The 13,164-nt window shown below is 47.8% G+C and carries 14 protein-coding genes and 1 pseudogene; 9 read left to right on the forward strand and 6 right to left on the reverse strand.

Annotation, left to right across the window (positions count from 1 at the left end; genetic code table 11):
• Position 1 precedes the first annotated feature (1 nt).
• The 7 genes and pseudogenes from surE to CSH92_RS03795 all read left to right on the forward strand — a co-directional run bounded on the left by surE (position 2) and on the right by CSH92_RS03795 (position 5,182).
• Positions 2-751: pseudogene (gene surE, locus CSH92_RS03765) on the forward strand (5'/3'-nucleotidase SurE).
• A 52-nt stretch (positions 752-803) separates the two neighbouring features.
• Positions 804-1,442 (forward strand): protein-L-isoaspartate(D-aspartate) O-methyltransferase, encoded by a 639-nt coding sequence (locus tag CSH92_RS03770; RefSeq protein ID WP_100656247.1) that lies wholly within the window; start codon positions 804-806, stop codon positions 1,440-1,442.
• Entirely contained in the window at positions 1,439-2,017 is a 579-nt protein-coding gene (locus tag CSH92_RS03775) for a YqaA family protein (protein ID WP_100656248.1), read from the forward strand. Before CSH92_RS03770 ends, CSH92_RS03775 begins: the two co-directional genes overlap by 4 nt.
• Before the next feature lie 8 nt (positions 2,018-2,025).
• The gene (locus CSH92_RS03780) at positions 2,026-2,931 is read left to right on the forward strand and encodes a peptidoglycan DD-metalloendopeptidase family protein (RefSeq protein ID WP_100656249.1); all 906 of its coding nucleotides are present in this window, start codon (positions 2,026-2,028) and stop codon (positions 2,929-2,931) included.
• 62 nt (positions 2,932-2,993) lie between these two features.
• Positions 2,994-4,010, forward strand: a complete 1,017-nt coding sequence (gene rpoS, locus CSH92_RS03785) for an RNA polymerase sigma factor RpoS (RefSeq protein WP_420807485.1) — start codon at positions 2,994-2,996, stop codon at positions 4,008-4,010.
• A 79-nt stretch (positions 4,011-4,089) separates the two neighbouring features.
• Positions 4,090-4,608: a hypothetical protein gene (locus tag CSH92_RS03790; RefSeq protein WP_100656250.1), complete on the forward strand. Its 519-nt coding sequence runs from the start codon at positions 4,090-4,092 to the stop codon at positions 4,606-4,608.
• Between the two features lie 139 nt (positions 4,609-4,747).
• On the forward strand, positions 4,748-5,182 hold the full coding sequence (locus CSH92_RS03795) for a hypothetical protein (RefSeq protein WP_100656251.1): 435 nt from the start codon (positions 4,748-4,750) through the stop codon (positions 5,180-5,182).
• 101 nt (positions 5,183-5,283) lie between these two features.
• Here CSH92_RS03795 and CSH92_RS03800 read toward each other — a convergent pair whose 3' ends face one another.
• From CSH92_RS03800 to rplU, 5 genes are all read right to left on the reverse strand, one after another.
• Positions 5,284-7,209, reverse strand: a complete 1,926-nt coding sequence (locus CSH92_RS03800; protein ID WP_100656252.1) for a glycoside hydrolase family 13 protein — start codon at positions 7,207-7,209, stop codon at positions 5,284-5,286.
• A 158-nt stretch (positions 7,210-7,367) separates the two neighbouring features.
• Positions 7,368-7,868 (reverse strand): type 3 dihydrofolate reductase, encoded by a 501-nt coding sequence (gene folA, locus CSH92_RS03805; RefSeq protein ID WP_240612719.1) that lies wholly within the window; start codon positions 7,866-7,868, stop codon positions 7,368-7,370.
• A gap of 100 nt (positions 7,869-7,968) precedes the next feature.
• Positions 7,969-9,117, reverse strand: coding sequence for an Obg family GTPase CgtA (gene cgtA, locus CSH92_RS03810; RefSeq protein WP_100656254.1), 1,149 nt, complete (start codon positions 9,115-9,117; stop codon positions 7,969-7,971).
• Positions 9,118-9,390: 273 nt separating this feature from the next.
• Positions 9,391-9,648, reverse strand: coding sequence for a 50S ribosomal protein L27 (rpmA, locus tag CSH92_RS03815; protein WP_100643728.1), 258 nt, complete (start codon positions 9,646-9,648; stop codon positions 9,391-9,393).
• Positions 9,649-9,663: 15 nt separating this feature from the next.
• Complete coding sequence (gene rplU / locus CSH92_RS03820; RefSeq protein WP_100643727.1) at positions 9,664-9,975, reverse strand: 50S ribosomal protein L21; 312 nt, start codon at positions 9,973-9,975, stop codon at positions 9,664-9,666.
• A 331-nt stretch (positions 9,976-10,306) separates the two neighbouring features.
• Between rplU and ispB the strand changes: the two genes are divergently transcribed.
• Positions 10,307-11,278: an octaprenyl diphosphate synthase gene (gene ispB / locus CSH92_RS03825; RefSeq protein ID WP_100656255.1), complete on the forward strand. Its 972-nt coding sequence runs from the start codon at positions 10,307-10,309 to the stop codon at positions 11,276-11,278.
• On the opposite strand, the gene CSH92_RS03830 is transcribed toward ispB, so the two are convergent.
• Positions 11,275-12,231: an integron integrase gene (locus CSH92_RS03830; RefSeq protein WP_100656256.1), complete on the reverse strand. Its 957-nt coding sequence runs from the start codon at positions 12,229-12,231 to the stop codon at positions 11,275-11,277. The two genes, ispB and CSH92_RS03830, sit on opposite strands and share 4 nt — an antisense overlap.
• Positions 12,232-12,479: 248 nt before the next feature.
• Here CSH92_RS03830 and CSH92_RS03835 point away from each other — a divergent pair, with 248 nt between their 5' ends.
• Complete coding sequence (locus tag CSH92_RS03835; protein WP_240612720.1) at positions 12,480-12,935, forward strand: NADAR family protein; 456 nt, start codon at positions 12,480-12,482, stop codon at positions 12,933-12,935.
• Positions 12,936-13,164 lie beyond the last annotated feature (229 nt).

Consider the following 13,164-nt stretch of genomic DNA (forward strand, 5'->3'; position numbering starts at 1 on the left):
CATGCGTATTTTATTAAGTAACGACGATGGGGTTTTCGCGCAAGGACTGCATGTAATGTATGAAGCCTTGAGTCAGGAGCATGAAGTGACGGTAATCGCTCCCGATCGCAATTGCAGTGGCGCCAGTAACGCGCTTTCGCTGCATTCTCCGCTGCGTATCGAGGCCATGAAGAACGGTTTTTATGCAGTCAATGGTACCCCTTCCGATTGTGTACACTTGGGGGTCAATTGCTTCTTAGAGGAAGAACCTGATTTAGTTGTTTCCGGTATCAACCATGGTGCCAATTTGGGTGATGATGTGGTCTACTCTGGTACGGTGGCGGCTGCTACTGAAGGCCGCTATATGGGCTTACCGGCACTTGCAGTATCGCTAACCAGTAAAAGTGGTGAGTACTTTACTACCGCCGCTCAGGTCGTGGTAGATGTGATCCGCCAGTTGTAACAGCACCCGTTACCGGCTAATCAAATTCTGAACATTAACGTGCCCAACGTCCCCTTTGAACAGCTCAAAGGTACCCAAGTCACGCGCCAAGGCCGGCGACATCGCGCCGAAACCATGGTTAAAGATAATGATCCCTTTGGGCGGACGATTTATTGGTATGGTAAAGTGGGCGAAGAACAAGATGCCGGACCGGGTACCGATTTTCATGCGATTGCTAACGGATTTTGTTCGATCACGCCACTCAGCGTAGATATGACCGCCTATCAAAGCATTGAAGATATGAAAGAATGGTTGAACAAATCGCGCTGAAACCAGACAATAGCCGAATAATAACGATAACAAACCACACAGTACGACGCACATGAGATCGAGTTCACGCAAAGGAGAGGCACTAGCCCAACTGCTAGTCCAAGAGGGGATCACCAATAATCAGGTGTTAAACGCCATCGCCGGTACCCCACGGGATTACTTTCTACCCGATGCTCTCAAGCACAAAGCCTATCAGAACACGGCCTTGCCAATTGGCCAAGGGCAAACAATCTCGCAACCGTACATAGTGGCACGTATGACCGAGCTATTATTGGCCGCCCCGAATAACGCTAGTAGCGTGCTGGAAATTGGTACAGGCTCTGGCTACCAAACCGCTATTCTGGCCCAACTCTTTGCCAAGGTTTACTCGGTAGAACGCATCAAATCGCTGCAGTTCCAAGCAAAACGCCGCATGAACCACTTAAATTTACACAATATTGCAATGAAGCATGGTGATGGTTGGCAAGGCTGGGGCAGCAAAGGCCCCTTTGATGCGATCATCGTAACCGCCGCGGCAAGTTCACTCCCCCAAGCATTGACTGATCAGTTAAATGAAGGTGGGCGCTTGATCATTCCAGTGGGTAACGATGCACAAACCCTGTTGTGCATTGACCGTACCGATGGCGAGCTGGTTACACAAGAAGTTGAATCAGTGCGCTTTGTCCCTCTTGTAGCCGGTTCAATTGTATGAAGTTATTCCAGCCCCTGTACGACATGACCTTACGTTGGGCCAAGCATCCCAACGCTGAACGGTATCTTGGGCTGTTAAGTTTTACTGAGAGCGTGATTTTTCCTATTCCGCCCGATGTTATGTTGGCCCCTATGTCACTGGGACAACCCTCCAAAGCGTGGCGCTTTGCGTGGATAACAACTATCTGCTCCATCTTAGGTGGTGTCGCCGGATTTTGGCTGGGATGGTTTGCATTCGACAGTTTAATCGCCCCCCTGATTGAGCAAATGGGCTATCAAGGTAAATTAGATAAGGCCATCGATTGGTTTGGTGAGTACGGCGTGTGGGTGGTATTTATTGCTGGTTTCTCGCCCATCCCTTACAAGATTTTCACCGTTAGCGCCGGCTTTTTACACATGGCTTTTTTGCCGTTTTTGCTCGCCTCAGCAGTGGGCCGTGGCCTACGCTTTTTTATGGTTGCCGGATTGATGCGCTGGGGCGGCCCTGCGATGGAACAGAAGCTGCGCGAATGGGTTGAAGTGCTTGGCTGGGCGGTCGTGATCCTAGCCGTTGTCGCCTACCTCATGCTGCGCTAAGGAGCCTCATGCGACGTGCTGTGACCAAGTTACCCACCAGCAACACGTCAACAGTTGCCATATGGCAAAGGCTTCTACGCACCGTTTTTCTATTCATTGTTGGTTTAGGCATAGTTGCCTGTAGCTCTTCCCCACACACGCCAGCCCCAGTGGTCACCTTAGATATGCAAGTCGCCGAAGAAGTCGACCCTTTCCAACGCGCTACCTATACCGTGCAACCAGGCGATACGCTATTTGCCATCGCGTGGTATAGCGGGAATGATTACCGCGATATCGCCCGTTACAATAACCTCAAAGAGCCCTACCTAATCCAGCCTGGGGAAGAGTTGCGCTTAACACCGCCCCCCCGAGCCACAAGGCCTGCGACACGCGTGAGCAAACCTGTGGTAAGCGCTGCGCCCCAAGATCGCGCAACCAATACAAATGGTCGTACCAGTACAAATTCTACTCAAAGAGGTGTTGACCGTCCTCAAGAGCAGGCGTATGGTGAAAGTGAAAAAGTTGTTAATGAGCAGCAAGTTAGGCGGTCTTTTCCAGCCAAAGTTAGGCGTTGGATATGGCCGGCAGAAGGTAATATCGTAGGTCGATTTAGTACTGCTGAGTCAGGTAATAAAGGCATCGATATCGCTAATGCAGCAGGCACCCCGATCATGGCAGCGGCCGATGGTAAAGTGGTGTATACCGGTGAGGCTCTGCGGGGTTACGGTAAGCTGATAATCATTAAACATACGGATACATTTTTAAGTGCATATGCACACAACGACCGCATACTCGTGCAAGAGCAACAATGGGTAAAGGCGGGCGAACAAATAGGCACAATGGGAAGTTCAGGTACCGATAAGGTCATGCTTCATTTTGAGGTTCGCTATCGAGGTAAATCATTAGACCCGATGCGCTATCTTCCCCGCCAATAATAACAATAAATAATAATAAGACAGAGGAGTTTTAACCCGAACAAAAATTCAGGAGTGCAGTTGTGGGACAAACCAAAGATACTGTGGTCGAAAAAGACGTAGATAACGCTTCAATTGATGCTGAGTTAGACATCGCTGTTGATGAGCCTGATGAAAGTACCCTGCGTGAAGCACAAGATTCCGAAACTTCCGAAAAAACCAGTGACGATACTTCACTGTCCAACGAAGAATTTACTAAAACCCTAGATGCTACCCAACTTTACTTAGGTGAAATTGGCTTTTCTCCGCTACTTTCAGCAGAGGAAGAAGTCTACTTCGCGCGTAAAGCGTTAAAAGGTGATGAAGCCTCGCGCAAGCGCATGATTGTTAGCAATCTGCGCTTGGTGGTAAAAATTGCCCGACGTTACAATAACCGTGGGTTAGCCTTGCTTGACTTGATCGAAGAAGGCAATTTAGGTTTGATCCGCGCGGTGGAAAAGTTTGACCCCGAACGTGGCTTTAGATTCTCCACCTATGCAACATGGTGGATCAGGCAAACCATTGAACGTGCGATCATGAATCAGACCCGCACTATTCGCTTGCCAATCCATGTAGTTAAAGAACTTAATGTGTTCTTACGGACCGCGCGTGAGCTGTCACAGAAACTGGATCACGAACCAACCGCAGAAGAAATTGCCACTGCATTGGATCGTCCGATTGAAGAAGTCAGCAAAATGCTGCGCCTGAACGAACGGATCACCTCGGTGGATACTCCCATCGGTGGTGATGGTGATAAAGCATTGCTCGATATAATTGCTGACGATGCCGAGTATAGCCCAGAAGAAAACCTGCAAGACAGTGACATTAAGCAAAGCATCGTGCGCTGGTTAGGTGAGTTAAATCCGAAACAACGGGAAGTTTTAGCTCGGCGCTTCGGTCTATTGGGGTATGAACCGTCAACGCTTGAAGACGTTGGCGCTGAAATTGGTCTGACCCGCGAGCGGGTGCGACAAATTCAGGTTGAGGCCCTAAGACGACTCCGCGATATGCTCGGTCACCAAGGGTTGAACCTTGAGGCGTTGTTTAATCAAACCTATTGATCCTCTATGAGCCTGCGAGCATACGCCGCGCTCACAGGCTCAATATTCGCTCGCAATTGAATCGAGGAACGCGGCGCGCATGAGCTCTACTTTACGCTTATTATTCTCAGGCATAGTAGCCTTTGCATTTTATTTTGCCTGGGCCTACTGGGCCAATAATAGCCCCACTATAACTCCAGAAACGACCTTGCGTGCAGCGCTGGTACAAGGCGCTTATAGCGGCTCAATTACCTTAGGCTTTACGTTCTTGCTGGAACTGAGCAACCGCCATATTGCCCAGCGTTATTTATCGCTGGCGTTTATGGTGCCGCTGCTGTGTGCGGTGCATAGTCAAACGCGCCAAGCGGGCGCTATTCGCAGTGCCATGAATGCGGCGCTGGATTATTCTGCGCAACGAACTGCAAACTCGTGTATCCCAGGTGTGGTCTTTGCGCCATTACTACCATTGGTGGTGCAAACCGTTTTGGTGATCACCGTTAATATCCTTAATCAAACGCCCAATCTATGGCTAACCGTAACACCCTCAATTCTGTTTAGTGGTTTATACGCCTATAGCTACAGTATTACCTTGTGGCGCAAGCGCACAGTGGCAGCCTAGCTCGCTGCAACACCAGCGAACAAGGCCACTGAGATATTGAGTAGAAAAGCTTTGCCAATAATTCTGTATATAAATTGGACAGTTGTAAAGCTATAGCCTACTGTTAAGAGTAATGGAACAATGAAAGGGAATTTACGCTATGCAGGCCACCCGATTTGATTGTCATGGAGATTACTCACTCACAGCCGAAAATCGACTGCTGGTGATCCACGCTAGTAGTGCTTGGAATAAAGAACATTCATTGGCATTTGTTAACGACTGTAAATGCCTGATAACCGCCACCCTCGCACCCCATACATTTTATGTACTCACTTGCACGTCAGACTGGTTACCTACTCACGATAGTTTAGCTATTCTGCGAGAGTTAACTCACTGGTCGATTGAGCAAGGTATGCGCGCGCAAGCCTTTTGTTTCTCCAATCAGCTGGAAATAGAGGTGCTGACGCAAAAAATTGTGCCACAAGATAATGAGCGTTTTGTGCGCCGTGGGTTTATGGATGAATCAGAAGCACGGGAATGGCTCAGCAGCATGGCGCGCATGGATGGGCATGCTTTGGTTTCCTTACAAGCATAATATTCTTGGTTTAGTATTTTAAATTCTGTTGAGTAGCCCACAGAGTTTTCCCCTGCGGGCTGACGTATCTCTGCTGAGTGAATATTACCACTCCACTAGCGTTATGGAATGATCACAATACTGGCGGTCATGGGGCGCAGCATAATTGGCTGAGCGGTCACAAATTCGCGGATCTCCGGTGCATCAGACTGCCACAATTGAACCTTGGTTGATTGCATAAACCCTAGCGGTAATGGCATTGGTTGGACATCAAAGGATAAGTTAAAGGCGACATAAACCCGGGCTCCCTCCTCATTGGTGCGAGCATAAGCCAATAGCTGTTTATCATCATCTGCAGCGTAGTAGTCAATGGCACCGCTGACTAATACAGGATGCGTGTTACGCAATGATATGAGTGACTGATAATAGTTAAACAAGTCAGCATTAAAAGCCACAGGATCGGGTGTTCGCGCTTGCCCCAAGGGATGCCCTTGTTCATCTGCAAACTTAAACTCAGGCCAAATCAGCGGCTTGCGGTTATGCGGATCATCACTACCCCACATGCCCATTTCATCACCCGCGTATATTTGTGGCGCGCCGGGTTGGGTAAACTGAAAGGCTAAAAAGGTTTTAACGCGGTCATACGTTAGCGCATCTGGTTTACCAATGCGGTAGTCAGGATTGGCTTCTGCACTGGCGTTAAATTTGTAATTACTCGGATTGTAGAACGAGGTTAATAAGCGCGGGGTATCATGGCTGGCTGACATATTCATTAATACCAGAGCGTGATTGCGGCTATAGCCTTGCTGTAGTTCAGTAAGCTGAGCAACCAGTTCAGTGGCAGAAATGGAATTATTGATACCTGCAAAAAAGCGTCGTGCACTGCGATACCAGCGATAATTCATTACCGCATCGAAAATATCGCCCTGCAATAAATTGGCAGGATCGATCAGCTTATCGGGGTATTCCTGCCACCAGATCTCGCCGATCAAATAAGCCTCGGGATTAATAGAACGCACGTATTGGCGGTACTCACGCCAAAAACCCAAGGGAATTTCAGCTGCCACATCCAAACGATAACCATCTAACCCGTCGGAGGGATCACCATCACCATTTGGATCGAGCCAACGTTTACTTACAGCAAAAATATGCTGCTTAACGGCTGCAGAGGCGATATCACCCTCGAACACCTCAATCCCATCTGAATGGTCAACGCGCACCGTTTCGCGAATTTCAGGCATTTGCTTGACCCCAAACCAACCTTGAAATTTAAATTCATCTTCGGGAGTCTCTGGGTCGTCAAATTGATCGATCCAGTACCAATCAGCATAGGGTGAAGCTTGCTGCTGTTTAAGCACATCTTGCCACGCCCAGAAGGTATTGCCGGTATGATTCCAGGAATAATCCAAGATCACGCGCATACCGCGGGCTTTCGCCTGCTTGATCACCTTTACAAATAATTTATCAGCACTGGTCATGACCCAAGTTGCCGGGTCGCTCGGGTCTTCTTGCGCAATCAAGCGTTTATCCCCTGCGGGATCAGGGCCAAAGTTAACATCGACATGGCGCCAATGGCGGGCGTCAAACTTGTGCAGTGAGGGCGAATCGTTCACCGGATTGAAATATAACGCGGTTACCCCCAGCGATTGCAAGTAATCGAGCTTATCGAGCACGCCCTGAAGGTCTCCACCGTAGCGGCGTAAGCTAGTTTTGGTGCCAAATTTTTCAATCGGATAACCGCCAGTATCGAGCTTGCCATGGACTGATGCGAAATACGGATCAGGTGCATACCAGTCTTGGGTCCAAGGCGTTACCTGCCAGTCATCGGGAACAAACCCCGGATAACCGCCGACTAAATCGGCGGGGGTTGGATCGTTAGACGGATCACCATTATGAAAGCGCTCAACAAAAATTTGATACCACACCACATCTTGCGCCCATGCTGGCGGATAAGATTGAGCTTGCTCAGGCGCGACTTCACGCTGGCACGCAGTCAGTAGCAATAAGGTGGTAATGGAACATAACGCTAGGGGTAATTTGAATTTCATCGGTAACCTTTACGCAGATTTAGCAATGTTGATTTGCAGCATAGCAAAACAACCTGCGGTTACCTTAAACATACGTATGCAACACTTTGCTAACACCTTGTTAACGAAGCGATGACAAATAAGATTGAGGCGCTGCGAAAAGCGCGTGGGTAGTTCGCTTAACTAGACACGCGCTCTAAGGTGACAAAATCCAGGGCGTAGGCATTGCGTTCATCGGCTTCGCGGTGCTCCCGAGCGATTTCACGCCAATAAGCCTTTTCATCGTACTTAGGGAAAAATGTGTCGCCTTTGACATCCGCGTCAATAAAAGTCAGATACAAGCGGTCGGCTTTGGGAAGCAAGGTTTGATAAATCAAACCACCGCCGATGACCATAATCTCTTCTACCGCTAACGCCTTTGCATGTTCAATGGCAGCATCGCAACTATTAACGACGGTCGCGTCGGGTAAGCTGTAATCCGCTTGGTGGGTGATCACAATATTTTCTCGCCCAGGTAGGGCGCGGCCAATCGACTCATAGGTCTTGCGCCCCATGATCACCGGCTTACCAAGTGTTACCGCTTTAAAGTGCTTAAGGTCGGCTGGCAAATGCCAGGGCATAGTATTGTTAGCACCAATCACACGCGCGGGTGTCATGGCTGCAATCATTGATATCCGCATTTCGAGGCAAGACTCATAAAAATAAAGCCCAGAGTCTAAACATTTTGCGGCAAATTTGCGACTGCTGTTTAGGCGCTGGGCTCGGTATCTAGATGGCGAGTTATTCTTTAGTGTAAATCACGTTGGGGTGATCATCATCTTCGTCATCATCGTCCCAATCAGCCTGTTCAAGGGTGTTTTTGTGGTACGTATCCCACTTAAACTCCACTTCTTCCTCAGACTCTGCAACGACCTCTTCGCTTGGCAGTGATTGCAAGAAATCCATGACGTGGCGACACAAACTTTGAGTTTCCAGCTTTTGGAATGCTGAAATTTGATAGTAGTCGCCTTCCCAACCTAACTCTTTGGCAACGCGAGCGGTTAATTCTTCAGCTTCTTCAGGCAACAACAAATCAATCTTATTAAATACCAACCAACGAGGCTTTGCCGCCAACTTCGGACTGTATTTTTCTAACTCGTTGATGATGGCTCGCGCGTTATCGACCGGATCGCTTCCATCCGCCGGCATCAAATCAACTAAATGCAGAAGAACACGACAGCGCTCTAAGTGGCGTAAGAACTGGATACCCAGTCCCGCACCTTCTGCCGCGCCTTCAATCAAGCCCGGAATATCGGCAATCACGAAACTCTCTTGTGCATCCATGCGCACCACGCCCAGGTTAGGCACTAAGGTAGTAAATGGATAATCCGCTACTTTCGGCTTGGCCGCCGACACCGCGCGAATAAAGGTCGATTTACCTGCATTCGGCATGCCCAACAAACCAACGTCAGCAAGCAGCATCAGTTCAAGTTTAAGATTACGGATTTCTCCCGGCGTGCCGTTAGTTTTCTGCCGTGGCGCACGATTTGTGCTGCTCTTAAAACGGGCATTACCTAAACCATGGAAGCCGCCCTGGGCGACTTTCAGGCGCTGACCATGCTTAGTCAGGTCACCTAACACCTCAGCCGTATCGGCATCAGTGGCACGGGTACCCACCGGAACACGAAGTTCTAAATCAGCGCCACCGCGACCTGTACAATTACTGCCTTGACCATTCTGACCACGCTCGGCACGATGAAAACGTTCAAAGCGATAATCAATCAAAGTATTGAGATTCTCGTCGGCAATCAGGTAAACGCTGCCGCCATCGCCACCGTCGCCACCATCAGGACCACCGCGGGGAATATATTTTTCACGGCGAAAACCGACGGTTCCATTACCACCATCGCCCGCTTCTACGCGGATGTCCGCTTCATCTACAAACTTCATGATTATCTCGATTTACTTACATTTGTTTGCTTAAGCCAATGTGTGATCCATCTCACAGCAAACAGCTTAAACTGTGTGTCGTTGGCCGTGTGGTACTGCATAAACAGTACAAAGTAGACAGCCGTTCACCCTATATGGTGATTGAGATGATGCAACATTGATGCGCAATCATCCACTTAGTGTAGTTAACACCAGCAAGCTTTGCATGACAATGCCAGCCACTTGCATAAAAAAACCCCGCTTGAAGCGGGGCTTTTCAGAAAATCTTAAATATTACTCAGCAACGATGCTAACGTATTTACGATTCTTAGGACCTTTCACTTCAAACTGAACTTTACCGTCAGCTAGAGCAAATAGAGTGTGGTCTTTGCCGATACCCATGTTGTCGCCGGCGTGGAAACGTGTACCACGTTGACGAACAATGATGTTACCCGCTAATACTGACTCACCACCGAAACGCTTAACACCTAAGCGTTTGCTTTCTGAATCACGACCGTTTTTGGTACTACCACCAGCCTTTTTGTGTGCCATGTGTTCGTGCTCCTATTATGCGCTAATGCCAGTGATCTTCACTTCAGTGAACCACTGACGATGACCCATTTGCTTACGTGAATGCTTACGGCGACGGAACTTGATGATTTTAACTTTCTCACCACGACCGTGCGTAACAACCTCAGCTGTTACCTTAGCACCCGCTACTGAAGGTGTGCCGATTTTAACGTCATCACCATTGCTTACCATTAAGATGTCTTCGAACTCAACCGTTTCGCCTGGTGCTACTTCGATTTTTTCAAGACGAACGGTTTGACCTTCGGCCACACGGTGTTGTTTACCACCACTTTGGAAAACCGCGTACATAAATTACTCCGCTCTGCGCTCTACTGCGCTGATTACAAAAACAGGGCGCGGATTGTACGTGATCTAGGAATGTGTCGCAAGGGCTAATGGCATAAAAATGGTTATTTTTACGTCACTTTTTACATTTCGCCAGAAAACCCGCTATTTCTACGGGAAATCTTGACCACAATCGCGCCTAATGGGGCGCTATAGTAACCGATAACGATCACTTTGCTAAGCGATTCTCACACGATGAAAAGCAGCTTTTATCTGCACACTTGACTGGATACGGCGCGACTTTTCTGTAAAATTGCAGCCCATCACTATTTGCCACAGACTAATGCTAAGGCGCATGGATAAAAACGCAATTCAGCAACTCGCTAACCCTGACATGCTGGCTGTTAATCAGCTGATCCAAGAGCAGGTATCGTCCGACGTTGCCTTAATTAATCAACTCGGTTTTTACATCGTAAATAGCGGTGGTAAACGCTTACGCCCTTTGCTTACCGTGGTCAGTGCCAGAGCGCTAGACATTCAAAATGATGCGCACATTACCCTGGCGGCTATCATTGAGTTTATTCATACCGCAACATTGCTACACGATGATGTAGTGGATGAATCAACCATGCGTCGTGGCCGAGAAACTGCGAATGAACTCTTTGGCAATCAAGCCAGCGTGTTAGTTGGTGATTTTCTGTATTCACGCGCATTTCAGATGATGGTGGGATTACAGCGCATGCGGGTAATGGATATATTATCAGACGCGACTAACCGTATTGCCCAAGGTGAAGTGATGCAGTTGATGAACTGCAACGATCCCGACACCACCGAGCAGCGCTACATGGATGTTATCTACAGTAAAACTGCCCGCCTGTTTGAAGCTGCGACCCAGTTAGCGGCGGTCCTTACCGACCAGCCCGAGAGCATAGAATCTGCAATGCAGAACTATGGTAAGTATCTTGGTACGGCGTTTCAGTTAATCGATGATGTACTCGATTACGATGCCGACGCCGCTACTATGGGCAAAAATGTTGGCGATGATTTGGCCGAAGGTAAACCCACTCTGCCGCTACTTTACGCCATGTGGAACGCTAATCCAGAAGACGCCGCCCTGATTCGCCAAGCCATCGAAAATGGTGATGGTATGCAATCGTTTGACCAGATCTTAGGTGTCATAAAACAAACCGGCGCACTTAACTACACGCGTAAATTAGCCGAACGCGAGGCTGACGCGGCTATCGCAGCACTCGCCCCCATTCCTGAAAGCGAATATAAGCAAGCGCTGATTGCTTTGGCACATACTGCCGTAGAGCGGGACGCTTAGTCTAAAGGGCTCATTACCCCATGCCCACCGCGCTGCAGTATGTGGGTATAAATTTGCGTGGTTTTCACATCAGAGTGGCCTAACTGGTCCTGTACCGTGCGAATGTCTGCGCCAGACTGCAACAAGTGAGTCGCAAAACTATGCCGCAGGGTATGCGGTGTCACGGACTTTTTAATACCCGCCGCATAGGTTGCTTCACGTACTGCGCGCTGAATTTGTTTTTCATCAATGTGGTGGCGACGAAGTAGATTGCTCTCAGGATCAGTACTTCTTTTGTGCGACGGAAACAAGTATTGCCAATGCAGCTCCTTATTCGCGGATTGAAACTTTTCCGCCATTCGGTGAGGCATCCACACTCCGGCCCATGTAGGGCATTGAATATCTTGATGCAAGATCGTCTCTACTTGCTGAATCTGATTTTGTAATGCAGAAAGTAAACTATCTGACAACGTAACAACTCGATGTTTACCACCTTTTCCGTGCCAAACCCGAATACATCGGTAGTTAAAATCAATATCACCGACCCGCAGGCGAACACACTCCATTAAGCGCAAGCCGCTACCATAAAGCAAACTCACTGCCAATAAATGCTTTGCCGGAACGTGAGTCAAGAGCTGCGCTATTTCGGCTTTGGTTAGCACGACTGGCAGTTTTTTCTGACGCGCACTGCGCACAAATCCCATATCTTCGCTCAGCGGCTTTTCGATAATCTTGGCGTAAAGAAACGTAAGAGCATTCAATGCCTGAGCTTGAGTGTTCGCAGCCACGTTTTTTTTCAACACTAAATGTTCAAGAAAGGAAACAACATCAGCGTCATTCAGTTGTGCCGGATGACGATTTCCGTGGAAACGAATATAGGCAGCTATCCAGCGGGTGTAACTCTCGATTGAACGTTTGGCATAGCGTTTTGTGCGCATGAAATCTGCAACATAATTGAGAAATGGCGATCGCATAAGTTGGCCTAAATAAAAGATAAGATGGCGAAGAAACTCACACAAAACCACTGTTCATTAATACAGTTTTATCAATTTTCCGATGCTCGGTAGATATTTTCCCAAAATGTCCAAATACATTACCCCAAATTGTCCAATAACATACCAAACCAATACTACTGGACGCTTCAGGCAAATCCGATAAACTATCAAAACAGATTATGCACCAATTTGGCGTAAAACTTTGCCCCAAGTTGGTGTCCAATAAGTTGTTATATCCATTTTTAACTATGACTATCTTTTTCTACACAAAAACTGACGCTTATGGTGAATTCTCAAACTTCTCTAAACATGGCATAGAAGAAGATGGAGTATGGTGGCCTACTGTCGAGCATTATTTTCAGGCTCAAAAGTTTGACGACAAGTCTTATCAAGAAAAAATAAGGACTGCTTATTCATCAAAACAAGCAGCTGAACTTGGTAGAAGTCGAAAAGTTCCAATAAGAAATGATTGGGAATTAGTCAAAGACGAAATAATGTTTCGAGCAGTTTTAAAGAAATTCAAAACTCACGAAAAACTGAGAGAGTTACTCTTATCCACTGGTGAACAAAATATAGTGGAAAATGCGCCAGGTGATTATTATTGGGGTATTGGTAAAAACGGTACTGGTTTAAATAAATTAGGGAAAATACTTGTCTCTGTTCGAGAACAGCTCAAGATATAACAAACAAATAAAGTCGTTCCCGTTGGTCACTGGGACGCATACACGTGGGCTGCTTCGCATTGTAGCCCACGCGTCTGCGCCCCTTATTTAAAAGTTAGGTGCCATGTCTGCTACAAAGCGTTTTTTGTATCTGCTTGAATTTTTCGCAGGGTTTGCCGTTCCAGTAATAGTTTTAGCTATGGGCGTGGTCTTTTCACCAATTTTTATCGTTGGCTTGTTTCAAGGAGCG

It is taken from the genome of Neoalteromonas flava (assembly GCF_002807685.1).
Taxonomy (GTDB): domain Bacteria; phylum Pseudomonadota; class Gammaproteobacteria; order Enterobacterales; family Alteromonadaceae; genus Alteromonas_E; species Alteromonas_E flava.

What these genes read in the sequence shown, in the direction of transcription:
- cgtA (WP_100656254.1), bottom strand. Translation starts at nt 9,117, where the DNA reads ATGAAGTTTGTAGATGAAGCGGACATCCGCGTAGAAGCGGGCGATGGT.
- CSH92_RS03780 (WP_100656249.1), top strand. Translation starts at nt 2,026, where the DNA reads ATGCGACGTGCTGTGACCAAGTTACCCACCAGCAACACGTCAACAGTT.
- CSH92_RS03790 (WP_100656250.1), top strand. Translation starts at nt 4,090, where the DNA reads ATGAGCTCTACTTTACGCTTATTATTCTCAGGCATAGTAGCCTTTGCA.
- folA (WP_240612719.1), bottom strand. Translation starts at nt 7,868, where the DNA reads ATGCGGATATCAATGATTGCAGCCATGACACCCGCGCGTGTGATTGGT.
- rpmA (WP_100643728.1), bottom strand. Translation starts at nt 9,648, where the DNA reads ATGGCACACAAAAAGGCTGGTGGTAGTACCAAAAACGGTCGTGATTCA.
- CSH92_RS03775 (WP_100656248.1), top strand. Translation starts at nt 1,439, where the DNA reads ATGAAGTTATTCCAGCCCCTGTACGACATGACCTTACGTTGGGCCAAG.
- CSH92_RS03770 (WP_100656247.1), top strand. Translation starts at nt 804, where the DNA reads ATGAGATCGAGTTCACGCAAAGGAGAGGCACTAGCCCAACTGCTAGTC.
- CSH92_RS03795 (WP_100656251.1), top strand. Translation starts at nt 4,748, where the DNA reads ATGCAGGCCACCCGATTTGATTGTCATGGAGATTACTCACTCACAGCC.
- CSH92_RS03800 (WP_100656252.1), bottom strand. Translation starts at nt 7,209, where the DNA reads ATGAAATTCAAATTACCCCTAGCGTTATGTTCCATTACCACCTTATTG.
- ispB (WP_100656255.1), top strand. Translation starts at nt 10,307, where the DNA reads ATGGATAAAAACGCAATTCAGCAACTCGCTAACCCTGACATGCTGGCT.
- rplU (WP_100643727.1), bottom strand. Translation starts at nt 9,975, where the DNA reads ATGTACGCGGTTTTCCAAAGTGGTGGTAAACAACACCGTGTGGCCGAA.
- CSH92_RS03830 (WP_100656256.1), bottom strand. Translation starts at nt 12,231, where the DNA reads ATGCGATCGCCATTTCTCAATTATGTTGCAGATTTCATGCGCACAAAA.